We start from the raw sequence: 21,786 nt of genomic DNA on the forward strand, positions 1-21,786 counted from the left end.
GTGCCTCCTAGTTGCTGACTGGTCTGTGTGCGCCGCGGTTCGCGGAGCCGTTCAAGCGCCGAGCACCTCGGCGGCGAGCCGGGCGGCCACGGACCGGGCGACGACGACGGGCAGCCCGCTCGCCTCGGCGACGACGTCGCGCATCGCCGCGGTGTAGCCGAAGCAGTCGAGCGCGATCACCTCGGCGCCGTCGTCGGCCAGCCGGCCGGCGGCCGCGCGCAGCTCGGGCTCCCCCTCGGTGTACGGCGAGCTCGCCGCGACCGCGACTCGGGCGCCCGCACCCAGCACGCGGGAGAACTTGCGGGTGGTGTCCTGCGCCTGCTCGGCGAGCGGCGCGATGACGCCGACCGTGCCGCCGTCGCCCGCGAACGCGGCCACCGCGTGCGCGATGATCCGGTCCGGGACGAACAGCGGCTTGGAGTGCGCGAGCGCCGGGAACGGCCCCGTACAGGCCAGCAGCACGGCGTCGACCTCGCGCTCCAGGTCGGCGACCAGTGCGGGCAGCCGCCGCAGCACGGCCACCTCGCCGATGACGGCCGACCCGCCGTCGGCGAGGCGGGTGGTCAGCACGTGGTCGCCGGGCTCGGGGGCGAAGGACACGATCTCGCCGGGCGTGCACCCGTCGAGCACACCGCGCTCGACGAGCGTGACGCCGGGGAGCAGCGCGGCCAGCTCGGGGGTCAGGTCGACGCGGGGCGTCTGCCCGATGGTGACGACGCCGAGCCGGGTCGGGCGCGCGGGGTGCGCCGTCATCGCCAGACCATCCTTCCGACCGAGTAGAGGGAGTCGCCGGCGATCAGGCCCGCGCCCACGAGCGCGGTCTCCCGCTCGCCCTCCTCGCCGCGCAGGCGGCGCCACACCAGGCGCACCACCAGGGCGACGAGCACGAGCCAGCCCGCGTTGGGCGTGGCCACCAGCAGGCCGGTGGCCAGCAGCACCCCGAGCTGGCGCCCGGGCCCGCCCACGAGCTGCACCACGGCACCCGGCACCGCCCAGATCAGCAGGTTGACCAGCACGGCGGGGTCGGTGATCCCGGCCTGGATGGTGTCCACGTAGACCTTCGCCGTGGGCGGCACCTGGCCGCTCTCGAACAGGCTGGGCCAGACCAGCGCGACCATGCCGATGGCGACGACGAACCCGAGGATCGACGCCTTGAGCTGCTCGCGCCGGCCGTCCAGCTCGAACGCCGTGTACGGGCGGCGGTCGCGGCGCAGCAGCCAGCCCGCCTTGAAGTCGTAGCCCATGTCGGCGAACGCCGGTCCCGTCGAGGCGCAGTAGCCCACCAGGAGGGCGAGCGGGATGGTCGGGAACTGCAGCACCAGGCCCAGGATGAGGAAGATCAGCGTCACGGCGAAGGCGGGGAACCAGCCGGCGTGCATGGCGGCCAGACCCACGATGAGCTCGTGCACGATGGCGGCGACGGCCGCGAAGAGCGCGAACCCGAGGATGCCCCACCACGGCAGCTCGACCCAGACGCCGCCGGCGATCGCCAGCACGACGGCGCCCAGGAGGAACATCACGAAGCCGGAACCGAGCGCGCCGCGCAGCGTGCGCTCGCTCACCGTGGGCACGAGCGACGGGTCGTCCTTGGCGGCCTCCAGCAGCGCGGCCTCCTTGGCGACGGCCCGTTCGGACGGCCGGCCGAACAGCATGACGCCGATCTGGACGAGCGCCACGAGGCCGGCGCCGATCATCACGCCGTGCGGCACGTAGAAGGCGTTGAGGTCCAGGCCGGTCAGCGCGGGTACGTACTGCGCCACCAGCAGGCCGACCGCGAACATCAGCAGCGCCCAGACGTTGCCGATCATCGCGATGCCGGCCGCGGACATCGGCAGGCCGAGGAACGACGCGCCGAACCCGACGATCCCGCCACCCACGAGCAGAGCGGCCTGCTTGCCGCCCCGGTCGCCCGCGCGGATCGTCTCCGCGGCGGCGACGCCGGGCGGCCAGGCGGCATCGGCGGGCAGGAACCGCGAGCCATAGGCGCGGTAGAGCACGTACACGTCGATCGCCAGGCCGAGGCTCGCGCCGAGCAGCATCGGCCACACCAGGTCGGGCCGTCCGAACAGGAACGGGATGGCCATCGGGGTCAGCAGCGAGTTCGCGGCGGCGAACGTCGCCCCCGAGATCGCCGACTGGACCAGGTTCTGGCGGTTCACGTCTCGCATCCGGTGCAGCCCGGCGAAGCCGATGCGGCCGATCAGCATCGCGACGACGGCGCCGATGACGCTCGTGTTCGGGGAGACGCCGAGCGTCGTGATCATGTGGATGCCGATGACCGCGCCGACGACGCTCATCGCGAGAGTGATGATCGCGGTGCGCGGCTCGAACGCCCGCGGATGGCGCGCCGTCGCCGCGGCCTGCGCGGGATCGCTGACGGATGAAGCTGCCATGGGGTGAGCCCCTTCGAGGAGTGCTGCGGGCGGCGAACGGTTGCCGCCCGGTGGAGGACGTTGCCGAGCACCGTGCGCCACGACGGCCGCAACCGACAACCAGGTCCCACTATCTGGGAGTTACATTCATATTTCGGGCCGTCGGTTACGATGCGGGCGACCAAGAGGAGCGACCGTGCCACCAGCAGAGACACCCGATCCCGCGGCCTCCGGGGCGATCCCGGAGAGCAGCTCCCCGCTGCAGACCGTCGACCGCGCCCTCCAGGTGCTGCTCTCGTACAGCGAGACGCGCACCGAGTGGGGCGTCTTCGAGCTGGCGGAGGAGTTCGGCATCACCAAGTCGACCAGCCAGCGCCTGCTCGCCGCGCTGGCGGCGCAGGGCTTCCTCGCCGCCGACCCCTACACGCGCCGGTACCGCCTCGGCCCCGCGATGTGGCGCATGGCCGCGCTCTGGGAGCGCGGCGGCGGGCTCGCCCGGCTCGCCGAGCAGGTCCTCGCGGAGCTCGCCGCGACGACCGGCCGCACGGCCTCCTTCACGATCCCCGACGGGTTCCACGTGCGCTGCATCGCCGCCGTCGACGGCGAGCACGGTCCCGTGCGCTCGCACCCGCTGGTGGGCGACCTCTACCCGGCGCACGCTGGGGCGACGTCGCGCGCCTACTTCGCGTTCCTCGACCCGCTCGCGCGGCGGAACATGCTCAGCGGCCGCCCGTTCGCCCGCTACACGGAGCTCACCGAGGTGGACGAGGCCGGCCTGGACCGGCTGTTCGACGAGGCCTACCGCGCCGGCTGGGCCGTCTCCGAGGGCGAGTACGACTCCACGACCCGCGCCATCGCGGCGCCCGTCCTGATCGGCTCCAACCCGGTCGGCTCGATCTCCGTGGTCGAGCCCAAGGTCTTCGAGTACGACGACGACCTGCGTGAGCAGGTCCCCGCGCTGCTCGACGCCGCGAAGCAGCTGGCCGGCCTGCTGCACCGGCCGCCCACTCCCGCGCAGCGCGACTGGCGGCGCGGCCGGTCCCGCACGGCGCGGCCCTGAGCCCGCCCCTGCTCCGATCCCCGACCAACCCACCAAGGACACCCATGCGACTGCTGCTCCTGTCGAACTCCACGAACCACGGCACCGGCTACCTCGAGCACGCGCTGGAGACCGTGCTCACCTTTCTCGACGGCGCCGCCCTCACCTTCGTCCCCTACGCCCTGGCCGACCACGACGCCTACACGGCCAAGGTCGCCGCGGCGCTGGCGCCGAGCGGCACCCGCGTGACCGGGCTGCACGAGGCCGCCGACCCGCGGGCCGAGATCGAGCGGGCCGAGGCCGTGTTCGTGGGCGGCGGGAACACGTTCCGCCTGCTCGACACCCTGCAGCGCCTCGACGTGCTCGCCCCGCTCGCGGCCCGGGTCCGCGCCGGCCTGCCCTACATGGGCGCGAGCGCGGGCACCAACATCGCCGGGCCGACCATCCGCACGACGAACGACATGCCGATCGCGCAGCCTGCGTCGTTCGAGGCCCTTGGGCTGGTGCCGGTCCAGCTCAACCCGCACTTCCTCGACGCGGACCCGGCCAGCACGCACCGCGGCGAGACGCGCGAGCAGCGGCTGGCGGAGTTCCTGGAGGTCAACGACGTACCCGTGCTCGGCCTGCGCGAAGGCACGTGGCTCGCCGTCCAGGACGGCACCGCGCGCATCGGCGGGTCCGCCGTCGGCGCGGGAGCACCGGGCCCGGCGCTCGTGTTCTCCCGCGGGGCCGCACCCCGCGAGGTGAGCGGCGACGTGAGCGAGCTGCTCGGCAGCACGCCGCGGTTCGACGTGGCCTCGGCGACCTGACCCGGGCGCGGCCGACGCCGGTCAGCGGCTCGTCGATGAGTTCACCCGCCCCGCCGCGTCAGTCACAGCACGTCAGCGGAACCTACGGAACGGACAGACCCATGACCGAGCTGAACGCCGGGCGCGCCCGGTGGGCGATCGTCGAGCACACCCGCCGGCTGGCCGATTCGGCCGCCGCGGCCGGCCCCGCGGCCGCCGTCCCGACCACCCCGGGGTGGACCGTCGCCGACCTGGTCGCGCACGTGGGCCAGACCCAGCACTGGGTCGCGGAGATCATCGAGCGGCGCATCATCGACCCGGCGCAGCTGCCCGCCGGCGCCGCCGAGCTCCCCGCCGACCCCCGCGAGTGGCCCGCCTGGCTCGAAGGGTCCGCGCGGCGGGTCGCGGACGCCCTGTCCGACGACGCCCTCGACGCTCTCGTGTTCAACGCCGCGGGGGACGCGCGGACCGGCGCGCGGTTCTGGATGGCCAGCGTGCTCAACGAGTCGGTGGTGCACGGCTTCGACGGCGCGCACGCGGCGGGCCGGACGGTCGACGTCGAGCCCGACGTCGCGGCGGCGCTCATCGACAACCACCTCGCGATGCTGACCTCCCCGACGTGGAAGATGCGGCGGCCCGGTTCCGCGGGCGCCATCCGGGGCACCGGGCAGACCCTGCAGTGGCAGGCCACCGACACCGAGGACGGCACGGGCGCCTGGTTCGTCGAACGGCGGCCCGACGGGGCCAGGTGGCAGCCCGTGACCCGGCCGGCCGACGTGACGGTGACCGGCCCGGCCGGGGCGCTGCTGCTGACCCTGACCCGGCGGCTCCCCCTCGCCGACGGCGTCACCGTCGACGGCGACGCCGGGCTCGCCCGGCACTGGCTGGAGAGCACTGCCCACGTGGCCGACTGACCGGGCCGGGCCCTACCAGAGCCGCGTCCGGGCGTACCCCACGGCGAGCAGCGCACCGGCCACGGCGAAGCCCGCCCAGCCCCAGCCGGGGCCGGCGAGCGGCCCGGCCAGCAGCGCCCCGACCAGCGACGACCCGACGACGCCGCCGACCGCGAGCGCCAGCCCGTTGACGCCGAACCGGGTCGCGACGGACGCGGCCGGTGCCCCCGCTGCGACGACCGCGCTCATGGCGGGCTGGAACACCATCTGTCCGAGCGTGAACACGGTCATGCCCCCCGCCAGGGACCCGATACCCGGGCCACCGCCGAGCAGGGCGATGCCCGCGCCCATGGTGCCGGTGCCCAGGGCAAGCACCACGGGCAGCCGGAGCCGGTCCTGCAGCCACCGCGTCACGGGCACGGTCGTGGTGAGCACGAGCACCGCCGCGGCCGCGTAGGTAGCGCCGACGCCCACGCTGCTGCCGAGCGCGCTCTCCAGCCGCAGGGGCACCACGAGCTGGAGCTGGGTGAAGATCGCCCACGCCCCCGCGTTGAGCAGCAGCAGGACGACCAGCCCGCGGCGCGCGTCCCGCCGTGCCACGCCGGCCGGGCGGGCGGCGGGCGCTTCCGGCGCGGCCGGGTTCCCGGGTGCGACCGGGGCACCAGCCGCCCCCGGCTCCACCGCGCGCCCGAGCCCCCACCAGGTGAGCGGCGCGGCGGCGAGGAACAGCAGTGCCGCGACCCCGCACACGACGTCGAACCCGGCCGTGACCAGCAGCCCGCCCAGCAGCGGCCCCACGACGAAACCGGCGTTGCTCAGGGCCTCCCGGCGGGCGAAGACGTCGGGCCGGGCGCTGCCGAGCCGGGCGTACGCCGCGTAGCTCGCCGGGTGGAACAGCGCGCCCCCGAGCCCGATGGCGAGCCCGGCGGCGCCGACCGCGACCGGTGTCGTCGCGAGGGCCAGCGCGCCGAAGCCCGCCGCCCGCACGAGCACGCCGGCCACGATGGTGCCGCGCACGCCCCACCGGTCGGCCAGCAGGCCGGCGGGGAGCTGGAGCCCCTGCTGCGCGGCGGCGCGGATCCCGGCGAGCAGGCCCACCAGCGCGAGCCCGAAGCCGAGCCGGTCCGAGAGGTGCACCGCGAGCAGCGGCACCAGCAGGTAGAAGCCCGTCGCCATGACGAACGTGTTGACGTAGAGGGCGGTCATCACGCCTGCCGGGGGCGACGGCGACCCGTCGGAGGAGGTCACCGGGGGCCGAGCACCTCCGCGAGCGCCGCGAGCTTGCGGGGCGTGTCGTACGCGCCGCCGCCCTCGTGCTCGTTGTAGGGGAACACCTCGATCTGCGCGGGCCCGCCGTAGCGGTGGTAGGCCGCGAAGACGGTGGACGGCGGGCAGACCTTGTCCATGAGGGCCACGGAGAACCAGCCCGGGCAGCGGGCGCGGGCGGCGAAGTTCGTGGCGTCGAAGTAGGAGAGCGTGCGCATCGCCGTCTCGATCTCGAACCGGTGGCCCTTGAGCCAGCGGGCGATCTCGGAGTAGGGGCCGAGGTCCGTGATCTGGGAGGCGCGCCGGTAGTGGCTCAGGAAGGGCACGTCGGCGATCGCGCCGGCGAGGTCGTCGCGCAGGCCCGCGACGGCGAGGGCGAGCCCGCCGCCCTGGCTGCCGCCCAGCACGGCGACCCGCTCGGGGTCCACGTCGGGGAGCTGCTTGACGGCGTCCACGGCCCGGACGGCGTCGGTGATCAGCCGGCGGTAGTAGTGCTTGGCGGGGTCCTCGATGCCGCGGGTGAGGAACCCGGGCGACGAGGACCCGTGGCCCTCGGGTGCGACGTCGGGGGTGTCGGCCGTCGTCTTGCCGCCGCCGCCCTGCCCGCGGTTGTCCATGACCAGGTGCGCGTACCCCGCCGCGCTCCAGGTGAGCCACTCCCACGGCACGCCGCGCCCGCCGTTGTACCCGATGTACTGCACGACGGCTGGCAGGGGGCCCGTGCGGTGGCGCGGCAGCAGCAGCCACGCCTTGACGGGCTGTCCCGCCCACCCGGAGAAGGTCACGTCGTGCACCTCGACGGTCGCGAGGCCGGCGTCGTACGGCACGGCGACGGGCTCGGTCGCGACGGCCGCGGCGGCGTCGAGCGTCTGCTTCCAGAACGCGTCGAAGTCCGCCGGCTCCTCGGGTTCGGGGCGGTAGGCGCGCAGCTCGTCGAGCGGCTTGTCGAAGAGGGCCATGGTTCTCCTCCGGATGGGTGGGCAGGTGGGTGGGACAGGTAGGTGGAGCGGTCAGGTGGTCAGAGGTCCGCGAGCGGCCCGACGTCGGACGGCGTCAGCGGGTGCCGCAACACGGGAGCGCCGGAGACCTCGTCGGCGCCGACGTCGGGGTGCTGGTCGCGCGGCTGCCCGTCCATGTCCTCGACGAGGAACGGGTAGGTGCCCACGGCGGCGTCGACGGCGGGTCCCTGGCGCAGCCGCCAGAGCCCGCCCGACCGGACCAGGAGCGGGTCGACGACCCGGATCTGGCCCGGCTGGGCCGAGATGCCGAGGGTCGCGCCGCCCTGCGGGTACGCGATATTGCCGGCGAGGGTCAGTCCGTCGGTCGCCTTGTACTCGGCGAACAGCTGCCCGGTGGAGCCGACCACCACGTTGTTCGCGATCGTCACGTCGGCCGGCGGGTAGACGTAGTTGGCGCCGAGCTCGATGGTCGACACATTGTCGACGAACGTGTTGTGCGCGATGGTCGCCCGGTGCACGCGCCAGTGCGCCGACGTCGAGCCGGACCCGTCCACGTCGCCGCCGTCGACCTGGAGCGCCGCCGTGTAGCCGGAGCCCGCCAGCCCCTCGAAGTAGTTGTCGTGCACGCGCTGGTCGTCGCCGTAGAGGCGCACCCCGCCCGTGCCGGCCTTGCCCCCGCCGAGGAACACGTTGCCGTGGATGGCGTTGCGGTCCCCACGGCGGGCCACGACGGAGCCCGCCGAGGTGCGGAACGTGTTGTACCGGACGGTGTTGTCGTCGCTCTTCAGCGAGACGATCTCCGGGTCGGAGTCGCAGTTCTCGAACAGGTTGTGCTCCACGACGGCGAACGAGCTGGAGTCGGACAGCGCGGAGACGCCGAGGCGGATCGCCTCGCCACCGTTGACGGGCTGGGCGGGGCTGTCCGCGAAGTAGTTGTGGTCGATCCGGTCGTGCTGCGAGATCTGGGTCGCGCCGCCGTAGACCGTGACGTAGTTGCCCAGCACGGTCTTGCCGGCGAACGCGTTGTGATCCACGCGGTTGTCGCCGCTGCCCTCCCCCGCGATCGACACCCAGTGCCGCGAGGAGGCGGGGTCGGCCGGGGGCGCGAACGCCAGCCGGAAGTCGTTCCGGGTCAGACGCACGTGGGTGGACGCCTCGATCTTGAGCGTCGCGGCGTTGCGCCAGGCCAGGCCGCGGACGACGACGTGGTGCGACCGCGTGACCTCGAGCTGGCCGCCCGTGACGACGGCGCCGCCGAGGGTGGCGCCCTCGACGACGATCGGGTGCGCCTCGGTGCCGGACTTGTCGGCGAGCTTGACCATCGTGTAGTCGCCGTCGGCGAGCACGATGCGGTCGCCCGCGACGGCGGCGGCGAACGCGGCTGCCAGCTCCGCGCTGGTGCTCACCCGGACGGTGCGCAGCGGGGCCGGGTCGGCGGCGGCGCGGGCCGCGCCGGCCGGGGTGGTCGCGGTGCTCGGGCCGGTCACGGACGCCGGGGACAGCGGCGCCGCTGCCGCCACCACCGGGACGACGGCGGAGCCGGCGAGCGCGAGGCCCGCCAGCAGGGCGACCGTGCGGCGGTTCCATGTACGGGATCGGACGGAGTGCGTGCTCATGAGTGCTACCTCCTGGATCGGTCTGGATCGGTGGACGTGGATCGGGTGGGACGTCGATCGGTGAACGGCGGTCAGACGAACGACGCGGTCACGGTCGCCCCGCGCAGGGCGGCGCCGTCGGCGACGAGCCGCCAGCCCGTGCCCCGCCGCGTGACGGTCACGGCCGCGTCGGCGCCGGCGAGGCGCAGCCCGGGCACCTCCAGGTCGACGACCACCTGCTCCCGGGTCTGGGTCGGGTCGCTCACCGCGACGCGGGTGGGCCGCTGCCCGCCCGCGGCCGGGTCGGCGTGCAGCACGACCGACGTGGCGCCGTCGGCCACGAGCGCGCCGGAGATGCCGGCACCCGGGGCACCGGGCGCGGCCGCGGCGTCCAGCACGACCCGCCCCGCGCCCCAGAAGTTCGCCGCGACGGTGCCGCCGAGCACGACGGCGTGCGCGGCGGCGTCCTGCGCGAGCACCCGCAGGCCGTCCGCCGTCCCGCACGCCGCGGAGAACAGCCGCGTCTCGTCCGGGGACGCGGCCGGCAGCAGCACGTAGGCGTAGCCCGCGTCGGCGGGGGCCGCGCCGTGGTCGAGCCAGGCGGTCAGGTACGGGCGGGTCACGGGGGTGTCGGTGCCGTACTTGACGTTGATCTCGCGCCAGGTGTGGGTACGGTCCTCGCGCAGCGCGTGCAGGGTGGCGCCGTCGGGGAAGACGTAGCCGGAGGTGCCCGCGAGGTGGCACCAGCGCACGTCGTCCAGGGTCGCGGACCAGCCGGGGGTGACGTGCTGGTCCACGCCGTCGACCACGAGGGCGGCGCCGTCGCGCAGCTTGCGGTTCTCCACCACGGTCTCGGCGCCCGCGGCGCCCGGCGCCGTGATGCCGGAGCCGAGGCAGACGACGACGTCGTCGAGCAGGAACCAGCTCTTCAGCGCGCGCAGGTCGGAGCCCTGGCCGCGCAGGTCCTGCCCGTAGCTGCCCAGCGTGGTGCCGGGCAGCGTCGCGCCGCCTACCCACGTCGCGTCGTTCGTGGCGCGGTGGTCCGCGCCGTCGGCGCGGCGCACGGTGTCCACGGTGGTGCCGGGCAGTCGGTACGGGTCCACGGTGGGCCAGTAGTCCTCGCTGTAGTGCCCCAGGTCGTCCGTGTACAGCAGCACCATGCCGTCGGAGAGGTGCCAGCCGTGCAGGTTCTCGTTCTGGATCGACTCGTAGTTGTAGACGCGGGAGGAGTACGCGCTGACGCTGACCGCGAAGCCAGGGCGGTGGTGCACCACCTTGTCCATCGCCGGGTACTGGTGCTGCCCGACGAGCGGCCCGCGCGGCGTCGGCCCCGCGGCCAGGAGCGCCTTGGCCGCGACGACGGACGCGGGCGTGGTCCCGGCGAGGAAGTCGCGGTAGGTGTCCTCGGCGATCCACTGGGCGACCAGGGCGGTCAGGGTCGCCGCCTGCGCCGCCGGGGCGGACGGGATGAGCCGGAGCGTGCCCTCGACCACCGTCTGCGCCGAGGCGTGGCCCTGCTTGCTCGGGCGCGCGATCTCCCGCCCGCACACCGAGGCGACGACGTCGCCGCGCACCATGAGGGGGTCGAACCCGTCGGTCACCCAGGCGTAGACGTTGGCCAGGGCCGGGTCGGTGACCTGCCACGGCGAGTCGCCCAACAGGTGCAGCAGCGAGGACAGCGTGCCGAGCAGCTCCTTGCCGTAGCCGCCGTTGTACGGGTGCTTCCAGTGCTGCAGGAACGAGCCGTCCCGGAAGAAGCCCTCCCCCGTGCCCGCCGCGGCGGCCGCGTCGTCCACGAAGGCGAGCACGCTGTTGGCACCCCCGCCCTCGACGTCGCTCAGGGCGTCGCGGACCCGGACCAGGGCGTCGCCGTCGCCGTCGAGCGCGGCGCGGACGGCGACCACGGTGGCGATCCACACCCGGTTGGCCCCCGTGGCGATCTGCCGGTCGGCCCGCCACAGGTTCGGGTCGGGCGTGTAGTGGTGGACGGCGGCCGTGGAGCGCGCGAGGTCGGCGCCGAGGTGCTCGCGCAGCACCACCAGGGTGTCGACCAGGGCCGAGGCGGAGCCGATCTCCCAGTCCCAGTCGTTGTCGAAGCGCGGCAGGCCCGGACCGTAGAGGTTGTCGTGCATCCAGCCGAGGCCGTCGGCCACGGCGCCGGCCACCGCCGGGTCACCCGCGACCGAGGTGCCGGGCGTCGCCCAGGCCACCGCGATCGAGCGCAGCCGCTTGAAGGTCGTGGTCACGTTCGTGGACCGGGTCCGGTCTGCGAGGTCGGCCCACAGGGCGGTGCGCCCCGCGGACCGGTCGAGGGTGGCCAGCACGGTGGTCGCCGCCCGGTCGACGCGCCGGACGGCGGCCGCCACGTGGGTGTCGGCGAGGTCGAGCCCCGGGCCGCCGGTCTGGAGCACGGCCCAGCGCTCGACCAGCTCCGTGGTCGTGGCCGCGGGCAGCGCCCGGGCGGGGAGGGCGGCATACGGCGCCAGGGCGGCCACGCCCGCGAGCGTGCCCAGGCCGAGCAGCACGGTGCGCCGGGTCGGGCCGGAGCCCTCGGTTGCGGTGTCGTTCTCCATCACGGTCCCTCTCGTCGTTGAGCTGGTTCGTCGTCGAGGCAGTGCGGTGCGGTGGATCGGCCGCGCGCGGGCGCGCGGCACCCGCTCGTCGCGGGGACGAGCGGAGTCGGGAGGGTCAGCCCAGCAGCGTGCGGCGGCCGACCGCCGCCGCCATCGCCGCCGCGCCGGCGGGGCTCGGGTGCAGGCCGTCGCCGCTGTCGAACGCGGGCAGCAGCCGGGCCGGGTCGGCGGGATCGGCGACGGCGGCGGCGACGTCGGCCACGGCGTCGAACGCCCCGGCGTCGGGCCGCCCGCCCCTCGCCCCGGCGAGCAGTGCCGCGTTGACGTACCGCCGCTCCTCCTCCAGGGCCGGCGTCCAGCGCTGCCAGCCGCCGAAGGGCGTGACCGTGGTGCCGACCACGCGCAAACCCCGGTCGCGGGCGCGCAGCACGAGCTGCCGGTACCCCGCGAGGATCACCTCGGGGTCGGTCTGGCTGGGCGGCTGCTGCAGGTCGTTGACGCCGAGCACCACGAGCAGCGTGTCCACCCCGGGCAGCGCCAGCGCGTCCCGGTCGAGACGCGCCTGGCCGCTCGGCCCGAAGCGCTCGTCGTCGAGCAGCACCCGGTTGCCGCTGATGCCGAGGTTGGCGACCCCGACCGGCCCGCCGCGCTCCGCGAGCCGCCGCGCGAGGTGGTCGGTGAGCCGCTGGTCGGCGTCGTCGGGCGTGCCCACGCCCTCGGTGATCGAGTCGCCCAGCACGGCGACGCCGGGGACGCCCGGGCGCTCGACGTCGACGCCGCACAGGAGCACGGCCGACCGGGTCGTGACGCTGCCCTCGGCGGCGAACGCGTCGCCCGCGTCCGCCGTCCGGTCCCCCGCGGCGACGTAGCCGGTCGCGTGCACGTTGCGGTGAAAGCTCAACGGACCGGTCGGCCCGGGCAGGTGCAGGCTGACCACGAGGTCGCCGCCGTCGGGCACGGCGAGGGCGACGGGATCGCTGACGAGCGTCGCGCCGGCGGCGAGCCGGCCGCCGCTCGCGCCGCCGAAGGTCACGGGGGTCACGGTCGCCGGGTCGACGCCCGGCCCGGCCCCGGCGAGCCCGTCGGCGCGGCGGGCCACGGTCACCGCGCCGACGAGCACGGGCTGCGCCGAGAACGTCCCGGCCAGCCGGATCCGGAGGCGGCCCGGCCCGGCCGTGCCGCTGCCCTGCGTGGTGCCGGCACTGAGGCGCAGCACGTGCCGGACGCTCTGGTCGGTCACGCCGGCCTGGACGAGCGGGTCGGTCGCCGTCGGGCGGGTGTGGGCGGTGGCCCACGACGGCACCCAGGCGACACGGCGGGTCCCCGCTCCCGACGCCGGTCCGGCGTCGGGCAGCGTGCGCGGGCCGGCGACGGCGGAACCAGCCAGGGCGGGGCCGGCGAGCAGCGCCCCGGTCGAGGCCAGGGCTCCCGTGAGCAGGGTGCGGCGGGCGAGCGGTGCGGTGCCGGTCATGCGTCCTCCGTACGGTCGGGAACCACGGTCTGGTCGGGTACTGCGGTCTGGTCGGGTACTGCGGCCTGGTCGAGGATCACGAGCCCCACCAGCACGGGCACGCTCGCGGACAACAGCAGCGGTCCGGCGGGGATCACCAGGGAGAAGACCGGCGTCGCGACGACGGCGCCCAGCAGCGCCGTCCCCCGCGCCACCGAGCCGAACGCGAACCACAGCGCGTCCCCGGCCCAACCCCGCGCCGTGCCCGCGGGGTCCGCGCCCGCCACCACGGCGAGGGCCAGGTGGTAGGGCACGGCCACGAGCAGCAGGCCCAGCGTGAGCAGCACGAGGACGACGGCGGCGGGGCCGGTCCGCCCCGCGAGAAAGACGATGTCGACCACCAGCAGGGCCAGCCCGCCGGTCGAGGCGACCGCGTGGACCAGCAGCGGCCGCAGGTACGTGCCGAAGGCACGGAAGACGCCGGTGAACGTGCGGTTCTCGCCCTCGGTCCGCCAGGCCCGCAGCGCGTGCGCCGTCGCCGCGAGCGCGGGGAGCCAGGTGACCACGCCGACGCACAGGACGGCGAACGCCAGGCCCGCGAGCACGGGGTGCGCGAGCCACTCCAGCCAGCCCAGCAGCGTCCGCGACCACTGGCGGGAGCCGTCGGGGCGCACCTGTGCCGGCACGGCGGCGGTCATGCGTCGACCCCGAGCACGCGCGTGACCTCGGCGCCGGCCCCTGCGGAGGCCTCGTCGAGCACCAGCTCTCCGTCGAGCCGGACCTCGCGCGCGGCCGCCACGGCGACCCGCCGCTCGTGCCCGTGCCCCGAGACCAGGACCGCCCGGGCCCGGCCGCGCACGCCCTCGGCGTCGATCTCGCCCTCCGGGCCCGCGAGGTAGGCCCGATCCCCCGCGCCGAGGTCGACCGCCACCCCGGCGCGCGCCGGCAGCAGCCGCGCCACCGGGCCGCTCGCGCCGTCGGTGCGGAAGGCGTCGAACGGCTCGATCACGGTCACCGCGAGCAGGTCGCGCGCGGCGGGCGGCGTCACGCGCAGGGTGTGCATCCGACGCGTGACCACGAGGTCCGGCGTGCTGGAGGTGGGGTTGGCCTCGACCTCCGTGACGACCCGCTCCACAGTGCTGCCCGCGCCCGTCGCGCCGGCAACGCCCGTCGCGCCCCAGGGGTACGTGGTGAGCCAGGCTCCGGCGCGGCCGTTGCGCAGCGCGTGCCGGACGGCGCCGCCGGCGTCGGGCCCCGGCGACGGCGCGTCCTGCGCCGGGTGGTCGGCGTGGAAGAGCAGGGTCCACGACCGCGGCTCGGCGGCCCGGCCCCGGTCGACCACGACCACGCGCCCCGAGGGCAGCACGGCGACGGACCGCTCCAGGCTCTCGACCCCGAGCTCCTCCGGGTACATGCGCCCGGTCCGGGCACGGCCGTGCAGGAATCCGCCCTCGGCCAGGACGTCGACCATGTCGGCCGTCCGGGTCGGGGGCGCGTCCGCGTAGACGTGGTAGCGCCCCTCCCCCGCGAAACCCTGGCCGTCCACCAGCACGAGGTTGTGGTGCCCGGCACGCTTGCGGTTGGAGTAGCCCTCGTCGACCAGGAGCCAGGCCCCGCGCGAGGCGAGCACGAAGGAGCCGGCGTCGGGGTGGTGGTGGCCGGCGCTCAGGGTGTCCCACCCGCGCTCGGCGTCGATACGGCGCGAGGCCTCCCACGCCGTCCGGCCGCCGCCGGGCGACGACTTGAACGAGAGCAGCGTCGCGTCGTCGGCCCACGAGGTGCGGTGCACCAGCAGGCCGAGGTCCTCGAACGAGGCCTGCGCCGGCACGGTGGACGCCGGGTCGACGGGTTCGACGGCGGCGTCGTACCAGAGCAGCTCGGCCCACGCCTCGGGCAGCACGCCCGGGCGGACGCCGCTCTCGTACGCCTCGCGCCAGAAGAACCGGTCGGCGACGGCGTCGGCGAGCCACTGCGCCTCCCCGATCCCGTACCGCGCGGCGAGGATCCGGTAGAGCGCCACGCTGTGCCCGCTGCGCCGGTCATGGCAGTCACCGTGGTCCACGATCTCCTCGTAGCCGGGCGCGGCCTGGTGCAGCCGGTACCAGAAGGTGTGCGCGAGGAACCGGCAACGGTCCCACCAGTCGATCCCCTCGGTGTGCTGGAGCAGGTCGAGGTAGGTCGCGAGCCACGGCACGCCGTAGCGCCAGTACACGACGCCCTCCATGTCGGAGCCGTCCGCCGGCAGCACGTCGACGACGGTGGCGAACGCGTCCTTGGCCCGCTCCGTCCAGGCCCGCTCGCCGAGTGCGTACCCGACCGTCGCGAGGCCCGTGTGGCAGATCCAGTGGTGGTTCTGCCAGTACGAGCTGCTCCACCAGGAGCCCTCGTTCGCCACCGCGAAGTCGTACAGCCGCTGGCCCTGGAGGGCGAGCTTGGCGCGCAGCGCCTCGGCGCGCTCCGGCCCCAGGTCGTCCCCGAGCCAGGTGTAGGCCAGGGACAGCCCGTGCAGCAGCCACCCCGCGTCGAGGTCGTGGTCGGGCAGGTGGGCACGGCCCCAGTGCTCGAAGGACACGGCCGCCAAGATCCAGCGCCACGCCTCGTCGAGGTAGTGCCGCTGCCCCGTGAGCCGGTACGCGAGCGCCAGGTTGGCGGCGGCCGGTCCCAGGTAGGTGATGCTCGCGAGCGGGTGCTCCGTCGGCGGCGCGGTACGCCGGTAGAGGTCGCACTGCTCGGCGAGCCGGCGCCAGTGGGGCGCCAGGTCGCCGTCGAGCCGGGAGCGCAGGTCGGCCAGCCGAGCGTCGTCGAGCAGGAGCCGGGGCGGCGCGGCGGCCGCGGCCGCGGCGGCCGGGCCCAGGTCCGTGTCAGTCATGCGTCGCTTCCCGGGGCAGCCGGTGCACGTCCACCGTGCCGTCGGCGCGCCGGACCCGGATCTCGGCCGCGTCCACGGCCAGCTCCACGCCGCCCTCGGGCACGTCGCCCGCCGCGGCACCGGTCCGGTAGACGGACACCCACAGGGCCGACGTCGCGTCGTGCGCCGTCCAGTCGACGTGGGCGCGCTCGCGCTGCGGGTCGTCGGCCGGCCCGGGCCCCGGGCGGACGACGGCCCGCACCGGCACCGGCCCGTCGGGCCCGGCGGCACGCGCAGCGTGGACGCCGTCGAGCCGCTCCGCGCCGTCCCACGCGGTGCGCACCACGTCGCCGTCGAGGCGCACCGCCAGCGGGACGTCGGGCCGCAGCCCGAGCGTCAGCCGCCGGGGCCGGTCCGCGGTCGCGGCCACGACGTCGAGCAGGTAGCCGTCGCCGGCCACCAGGCGCCGCAGCGCCCGGACGCCGTCGTACCAGGACGTCGCGTCGCCGCGCACCTCGACGGTCAGCGACCGCTCGTCGCGGTCGAGCAGGCGGCCGGTCGCCTCGGCGGGGTCGCCGTCGTCCACCCGCACGCACGGGTGCGCGGCGGCCGACGCGTAGTGGTCGCGCCACGCGGGGTGCCCGTAGGGCACCTGCCCCGGGTCCGGCTGCCACGGGGTCCGCTGCCCGTAGAGGTGGAGCGCGAGCTTGTCGTGGTGCCCGTGGCCCGCGCCGTGCGGCCCGTGGTCGAGCACGGCGTGGATGCCCGCGGCGCGCACGACGGCGATCCCCACCTCCTCGTCGACGCTCACCGCCGGACGGGCCGGGCGGGCGACCGCGAGCGGCACGCCGGCGAACCAGCCGCCGGGCAGGCTCCGCAGCTCGTCCTCCAGCGGGTCGCCCGCGCGCGTCTCCGGACCGGACGCCTCCTCGCGCGCCCGGGCGGCGACGGCCGCGAGCCCGGCGTCCGCCACGAACCCGTCGGCGAGCGCGCACAGCTCCGTCCACTCCAGTGCGAGGGCCGGGCGGGTGTACGGGCCGTCGTGGACGGCGGGCAGGATGCCGTCGTCCGTGGCCAGGCCCGCGAGCACGTCGACCATCGCGACGAGCCGGTCCCGGGCCGCGGGCGGCAGGGTCGCCGGGTCGGTCCCGCGCAGGGACAGCAGGTAGGCCCGCAGCACGAAGCCGTGGTAGTACGTGCTGGCCTCCCACTCCCAGCCGCCGCGGGTGGTCGCGGCGAGCACGTGGGCGAGCTGCCCGTGCTCCCCGGCCAGCCACTCGTCGTCGTCCAGGGACGACGGCGCGGCGGCCTCCTCCGCGTCGTCGCCCGCCCGCACGAGGGCCGCGGCCCGCGCGCACACCCGGCCCGCGGCGTTCAGCCAGGCCGTGTAGTTCGAGGTGAACCGGCCCTCGCCCACGAGCCGGTCGCGCGCCGCGCGGGCCGCCTCGGCGGTCGCGTCGAGCACCGGGAGCACCGGGCGCAGGTCCGCGGCCCGCTCGGGCGCGGCCTCGGCGAGCGACCACACCGCGTGCCCGATCGAGACGGACCAGATCGCGTCGGTCAGCGCCTGGTGGAACAGCCGGCCCCGGAGCATCCAGTCCTGCGCCCGCTCGTGCTCGCCGCCGCCGGCGACCTCGGCGTAGACCTCGGCGTACGCCGCGAGCAGCGCGACGGCCTCGTCCCGGTCGGCGTCCGACCCCGTGCGGGCGGCGCGGTGCGCGAGCACCCGGATGCGCCGCGCCCACGCCTGGTGGCTCAGCACGAGCCAGGCGCCGCGCACGGGTTCGGAGTCGACCCGGCAGCCGTGCGGGCACCGCACCCCGCCCGCCGGGGGCACGGGACCCGGGATGCCCTCGGGGGAGAGCTCCGTGCCGTGCACCGGGCAGACGAAGTTGTGCCACCACCCGCCGCGCTCGCGCGGCAGCCCGGCGGCGACGGTGTGCTCCGGGGCCAGGGAGGTCATCGCGGCCAGGTCCCGCCGTCGACGTCGAGCGTGGTGCCCGTGATGTACGAGGCCTCGCGCGACGCCAGGTACAGCACGGCCGCGGCGACGTCGTCCACGGTGCCGGGGCGGCCGACCGGGGTGCCGGCGACCATCTTCTGCTGCGCCTCGGCGGTGCTGAACGTGCCGTGGAACGCGGTGTCCGCGATGTATCCCGGGGCCACGGCGTTGACCGTGACGCCCTGGGCGCCCAGCTCCTTGGCGAGGCCCTTGACGAAGCCGCGGATGCCCGCCTTCGCCGCCGCGTAGACGACCGACCCGGGGCCGCCGCCGTTGTGCGCCGCGAGCGACGACATCGCGACGATCCGCGGGCGGTCCGACTCCAGCAGGTGCGGGATCGCCGCCCGGCAGGTGCGGAACGTCGCGCCGAGGTTGACGTCCACGACGGAGGCGTAGTGCTCGTCGCTCATCTCGGCCACGGGCACGCGGCCGATCAGGTGCCCGGCGTTGCAGACCACCACGTCGAGCCCGCCCAGGAACGCCACGGCCTCGGCGACCAGCCGGTCGACGTCCTCGGTCACCGTCACGTCGGCGCGCAGCGCCACGGCCTTGCGGCCCAGCGCCTCGATGTCCGCCACGGTCTGTGCGGCCGCGTCGGCCGAGCTGCCGTAGTGCACGACGACGTCCGCCCCCGCGGCCGCCAGGGCCAGGGCGATCCCCCGGCCGATGCCGTGCCCCGCGCCCGTCACGAGCACCCGTACGTCCGTCATGTCCATCGCCATCTGCAGTCCTCTCTCTCCGGCACGTGGCGCCCTGCCGCGTGTCGTCTGTTGCCCCCGTGTCACGTGGTCCCCGGGTGTCACTTGATGCCCGCGTTCGCGAAGCCGCGGACGAAGTACTTCTGGCCGAGCAGGAACAGCACCACCATCGGCAGGGTCGCCAGGGTCGTCCCCGCCATGAGGAAGGCCCACTGGGTGTCGTTCTCCGTGCGGAAGACCGAGAGCCCCACCTGGATGACCCGCATCGAGTCGCTCCGCGTGACCAGCAGCGGCCACAGGAAGTTGTTCCAGGAGCTCTCGAAGGTCAGCAGCGCCACCGTGATGAACGCCGGCTTGACCAGCGGCGTCATGATCCGCGCCCAGATGCCCAGCTCGCTGACGCCGTCCAGGCGGGCCGCCTCCTCCAGCTCCACCGGCAGGTCCAGGTAGAACTGGCGGAACAGGAACACGGCGAACGGCGTCACCGCGCCGGGGACGATCAGGGCCCACCAGGTGTCGAGCCAGCCGGTGCCGCCCTGCCCCAGGATGTCGTTGCCCCCGAACAGCGGCATGAACCGCACGATGAGGAACTCCGGGATGATCTTGGTGTAGGTCGGGATCATCAGCGCCGCGACGAAGCCGAGGAACACCAGCTCCGACCCGCGGAACCGCAGCCGGGCCAGCGCGTAGCCCGCCATGGAGGCGACCACCAGGTTGATCGCCGTGTGGCTCACGGCGATGACCAGGCTGTTGCGCGCGTACGTCAGGAACGGCGCGGCCGCGAGCGCCTCCGTGTAGTTGCTCCACGCCCACTGCGTCGGCAGGATCGCCGGCGGGTTCGCCGCGATGTCCTGGGGCGTCTTGAGCGAGGTGAGGATCATCCACACGAACGGCACCACCATCACCACGGCGATGATCGTCAGCGCCACGTAGAGGGCGGTCCGTTCGAGCCGGCGGCGGGCCGCCGGGGTCCGGGCGGTGCCCGGGGTCGTGCGCGGCGGGGCCGCGGCGAGATCAGTGCCTGCCACTGTCGCCTCCGTTGAGCCGTCGGTTGGCGAGGGTCAGGACCAGCAGGAACACGAACAGGACGATCGACTGGGCGCACGCGTAGCCGACGCGGAACTCCCGGAAGGCCGACTTGTAGATCTCGTACGTCATCATCGTGGTCGTGTTCGCCGGTCCGCCGTCGGTGAGGATGTAGATGAGGTCGAACGCCTGGAAGGCGGAGATGACCGAGGTGACGAAGACGAAGAACGTGGCGGGCCGCAGCAGCGGCAGCGTGAGGCTGAAGAACTGGCGGGTCCGGGAGGCGCCGTCGACCGACGCCGCCTCGTAGACGTCCTTGGGCAGGGACTGCAGGGCGGCCAGGTAGATGAGCATCTTGAGGCCGATGCCCTGCCAGATGCCGACGGTGATGACCGCGGGCATCGCCCAGGTGGTCGACGACAGCCAGTTCTGCGCGGGCAGCCCGAAGAAGCTGAGCACCGCGTTGAGCAGGCCGCTGCGCGGGTCGTAGATCCAGAGCCAGACCAGCGCGACGGCGATGGTCGCGGTCACCTGCGGGATGAACACCGCGGTGCGGAACAGCGCCCGCGCCCGGAGCTGCGTGTCGAGCATGAGGGCGATGAGCAGGGCGATCGCCATCGCGACCGGCACGGTGAAGAACGCGTAGACCAGGGTGTTGAGCATGCCCCGGCGGAACACCGGGTCGCCGAACGCGTCCAGGTAGTTCTGAATGCCGATGAACCGCGGCTGCGTGAGCACGTCGTAGGACGTGAACGACAGCACGAACGCGGCGATCACCGGGATGCCGATCCAGATCAGGGCGTGCAGGAACGCGGGCGCCACCATGAGCATCCCCGCGCGGCGGCGGGCCGCCCCCGCTCGTCCGCGCCGGGGCGCGGACGAGCGGGGCGGGGCGGAGGGCGGCGCGCTCACGGCGCGCGGCGCGGAGACAACGGCCACGACGGACCCCTCTTCCTCGAGTGGACGGACCGGGTCACAGGCGGGCGATCGCGTCGTCGGCGATGCCGGCGAGCTGGGCGATGGCCTGCTCGGCGGTCTGCTGGCCGACGACTGCGGTCTCGAGGGTGGGCTTGATCTTCTCCCGGATCTCCATCCAGGCCGGCGTGCCGCCCTCGGACCGCGCCTTGTCGAGGTTCTCCAGCGCGAACGCGACCATCGGGTTGCCCTTGACGTAGTCGCTGTCCCGGAGGTCGGAGATCGCGGGGACGGAGCCGCGCTGTTCGGAGGCGACCAGCACGGCGTCGGGCGAGCCGAGGAACTCCACGAGCGCCCGCGCGGCGGCCGGGTTCTTGGAGCTGGCCGACTGCGAGATCATCGTGCCGCCCTGGAGCATCGCCGGGCCGGTGTTCCCCAGCACGAAGGTGCCGACCTTGTCGATCAGCTCCGGGTTCTGCTGCTGGAGCTGCACGTACAGCGAGTTGTTGGTCATCATGATCGCCGAGGTGCCCTGCTGCAGGGTGGTCGGCTGGCCCGCCTCGGTCGTGAGGGCGAAGTCGGCCGAGCCGTCCGCCACCATGTCGAGGAAGAGCTGCAGGGCCGCGACCCCCTCCGGGCCGTCGAACAGGACCTCGCGCCCGTCGGCGGAGAACAGCTCGCCGGAGTTGCCGAACAGGAACGTCTCCCAGCACTGGCGCAGGTCGATCGAGAACGGGTCGAACCCGGCGCGCTGGAGGGTCCCGTCCGCATCCCGGACGGTGAGCTCCTTGGCGACCTCGCGCAGCTCGGCCCAGTCCTTGGGCGGGGCGGTGATCCCGGCCTCCTCGAAGAAGTCCTTGCGGTAGGCCACGATGCGCGTGTCCAGCACCATGGGCAGCGCGTACAGCTTGCCGTCGAACCGCGACGGCTCCAGCACGCGCTCCTCGTAGGTGTAGCGCGTGGCCAGCGACTCGGGCAGGGGCGCGATCGCGTTCTTGTACGCGAAGGGCGGGATCCAGCCGACGCCGAGGGTGACGACGTCGGGCATGAGGCCGCTCGCCAGGCCGGTCGTGATCTTCTCGTTGAGGGAGCCGTAGTCCGTGTAGTCGACGGTGACGTTGACGTCCGGGTACTTCTCGTTGAACTGCTTGAGCAGCTTGCCCTCGAGCGTCTCCTTGCCCGTGGCGCCCTCGAACAGCGCGCACAGGAAGGTGATGTCGCCCTCCGCGGGCCCCGTGACGTCGGCGGCGGGGGCGCCGCTCCCGCTCGTCGTGGCGCAACCCGCCATGACGGTCGCGGTCCCGAGGCCCATGGCCGTGAGGAAGCTGCGACGGCTGAGTTCCATGACTTGCCCTTTCGATC

The 21,786-nt window shown here is 74.8% G+C and carries 17 protein-coding genes; 3 read left to right on the plus strand and 14 right to left on the minus strand.

Translation table 11 applies throughout. From position 1 onward, the window contains the following. Nucleotides 1-51 precede the first annotated feature (51 nt). Together ACIPN7_RS24265 and ACIPN7_RS24270 are read right to left on the minus strand one after the other, a co-directional pair. Nucleotides 52-753: an AroM family protein gene (locus ACIPN7_RS24265; protein ID WP_400548515.1), complete on the minus strand. Its 702-nt coding sequence runs from the start codon at nt 751-753 to the stop codon at nt 52-54. Beyond that, complete coding sequence (locus ACIPN7_RS24270) at nt 750-2,393, minus strand: OPT/YSL family transporter (RefSeq protein ID WP_400548518.1); 1,644 nt, start codon at nt 2,391-2,393, stop codon at nt 750-752. Before ACIPN7_RS24270 ends, ACIPN7_RS24265 begins: the two co-directional genes overlap by 4 nt. Nucleotides 2,394-2,568: 175 nt before the next feature. Here ACIPN7_RS24270 and ACIPN7_RS24275 point away from each other — a divergent pair, with 175 nt between their 5' ends. The 3 genes from ACIPN7_RS24275 (at nt 2,569) to ACIPN7_RS24285 (ending at nt 5,113) form a co-directional block, all read left to right on the plus strand. Continuing rightward, nucleotides 2,569-3,432 carry an IclR family transcriptional regulator gene (locus tag ACIPN7_RS24275; RefSeq protein ID WP_400548521.1) on the plus strand — a complete coding sequence of 288 codons (864 nt, stop codon included), beginning with the start codon at nt 2,569-2,571 and terminating at the stop codon, nt 3,430-3,432. A 44-nt stretch (nt 3,433-3,476) separates the two neighbouring features. Next, nucleotides 3,477-4,220 carry a dipeptidase PepE gene (gene pepE, locus ACIPN7_RS24280; protein WP_400548524.1) on the plus strand — a complete coding sequence of 248 codons (744 nt, stop codon included), beginning with the start codon at nt 3,477-3,479 and terminating at the stop codon, nt 4,218-4,220. Nucleotides 4,221-4,321: 101 nt separating this feature from the next. After that, nucleotides 4,322-5,113 (plus strand): maleylpyruvate isomerase family mycothiol-dependent enzyme, encoded by a 792-nt coding sequence (locus ACIPN7_RS24285; protein WP_400548527.1) that lies wholly within the window; start codon nt 4,322-4,324, stop codon nt 5,111-5,113. Nucleotides 5,114-5,125: 12 nt separating this feature from the next. Here ACIPN7_RS24285 and ACIPN7_RS24290 read toward each other — a convergent pair whose 3' ends face one another. From ACIPN7_RS24290 to ACIPN7_RS24345, 12 genes are all read right to left on the minus strand, one after another. Beyond that, a complete protein-coding gene (locus ACIPN7_RS24290; protein ID WP_400548530.1) occupies nt 5,126-6,340 on the minus strand; it encodes an MFS transporter in 1,215 nt (404 codons plus the stop codon). Further along, a complete protein-coding gene (locus ACIPN7_RS24295) occupies nt 6,337-7,317 on the minus strand; it encodes an acetylxylan esterase (protein ID WP_400548533.1) in 981 nt (326 codons plus the stop codon). The genes ACIPN7_RS24290 and ACIPN7_RS24295 overlap by 4 nt, the downstream gene beginning before the upstream one ends. A 59-nt stretch (nt 7,318-7,376) precedes the next feature. Further along, nucleotides 7,377-8,933: a polysaccharide lyase 6 family protein gene (locus ACIPN7_RS24300; RefSeq protein ID WP_400548536.1), complete on the minus strand. Its 1,557-nt coding sequence runs from the start codon at nt 8,931-8,933 to the stop codon at nt 7,377-7,379. 71 nt (nt 8,934-9,004) lie between these two features. Next, nucleotides 9,005-11,485 (minus strand): polysaccharide lyase 8 family protein, encoded by a 2,481-nt coding sequence (locus ACIPN7_RS24305; protein WP_400548539.1) that lies wholly within the window; start codon nt 11,483-11,485, stop codon nt 9,005-9,007. Nucleotides 11,486-11,600: 115 nt separating this feature from the next. Continuing rightward, a complete protein-coding gene (locus ACIPN7_RS24310; protein WP_400548542.1) occupies nt 11,601-12,956 on the minus strand; it encodes a GDSL-type esterase/lipase family protein in 1,356 nt (451 codons plus the stop codon). Then, nucleotides 12,953-13,633 (minus strand): hypothetical protein, encoded by a 681-nt coding sequence (locus ACIPN7_RS24315; RefSeq protein ID WP_400548545.1) that lies wholly within the window; start codon nt 13,631-13,633, stop codon nt 12,953-12,955. The genes ACIPN7_RS24310 and ACIPN7_RS24315 overlap by 4 nt, the downstream gene beginning before the upstream one ends. Next, on the minus strand, nt 13,630-15,804 hold the full coding sequence (locus ACIPN7_RS24320; RefSeq protein WP_400548548.1) for a hypothetical protein: 2,175 nt from the start codon (nt 15,802-15,804) through the stop codon (nt 13,630-13,632). The genes ACIPN7_RS24315 and ACIPN7_RS24320 overlap by 4 nt, the downstream gene beginning before the upstream one ends. Then, complete coding sequence (locus ACIPN7_RS24325) at nt 15,797-17,746, minus strand: heparinase II/III family protein (RefSeq protein WP_400548551.1); 1,950 nt, start codon at nt 17,744-17,746, stop codon at nt 15,797-15,799. The genes ACIPN7_RS24320 and ACIPN7_RS24325 overlap by 8 nt, the downstream gene beginning before the upstream one ends. Then, the gene (locus ACIPN7_RS24330) at nt 17,743-18,507 is read right to left on the minus strand and encodes an SDR family NAD(P)-dependent oxidoreductase (protein WP_400548554.1); all 765 of its coding nucleotides are present in this window, start codon (nt 18,505-18,507) and stop codon (nt 17,743-17,745) included. The genes ACIPN7_RS24325 and ACIPN7_RS24330 overlap by 4 nt, the downstream gene beginning before the upstream one ends. A 77-nt stretch (nt 18,508-18,584) precedes the next feature. Beyond that, on the minus strand, nt 18,585-19,511 hold the full coding sequence (locus tag ACIPN7_RS24335) for a carbohydrate ABC transporter permease (RefSeq protein WP_400548558.1): 927 nt from the start codon (nt 19,509-19,511) through the stop codon (nt 18,585-18,587). Then, nucleotides 19,498-20,448: a carbohydrate ABC transporter permease gene (locus tag ACIPN7_RS24340; protein WP_400548561.1), complete on the minus strand. Its 951-nt coding sequence runs from the start codon at nt 20,446-20,448 to the stop codon at nt 19,498-19,500. Before ACIPN7_RS24340 ends, ACIPN7_RS24335 begins: the two co-directional genes overlap by 14 nt. A gap of 34 nt (nt 20,449-20,482) precedes the next feature. Further along, a complete protein-coding gene (locus tag ACIPN7_RS24345; protein ID WP_400548564.1) occupies nt 20,483-21,769 on the minus strand; it encodes an ABC transporter substrate-binding protein in 1,287 nt (428 codons plus the stop codon). Nucleotides 21,770-21,786 lie beyond the last annotated feature (17 nt).

Source organism: Promicromonospora sp. NPDC090134, assembly GCF_044746965.1.
Classification (GTDB): Bacteria; Actinomycetota; Actinomycetes; order Actinomycetales; family Cellulomonadaceae; genus Promicromonospora.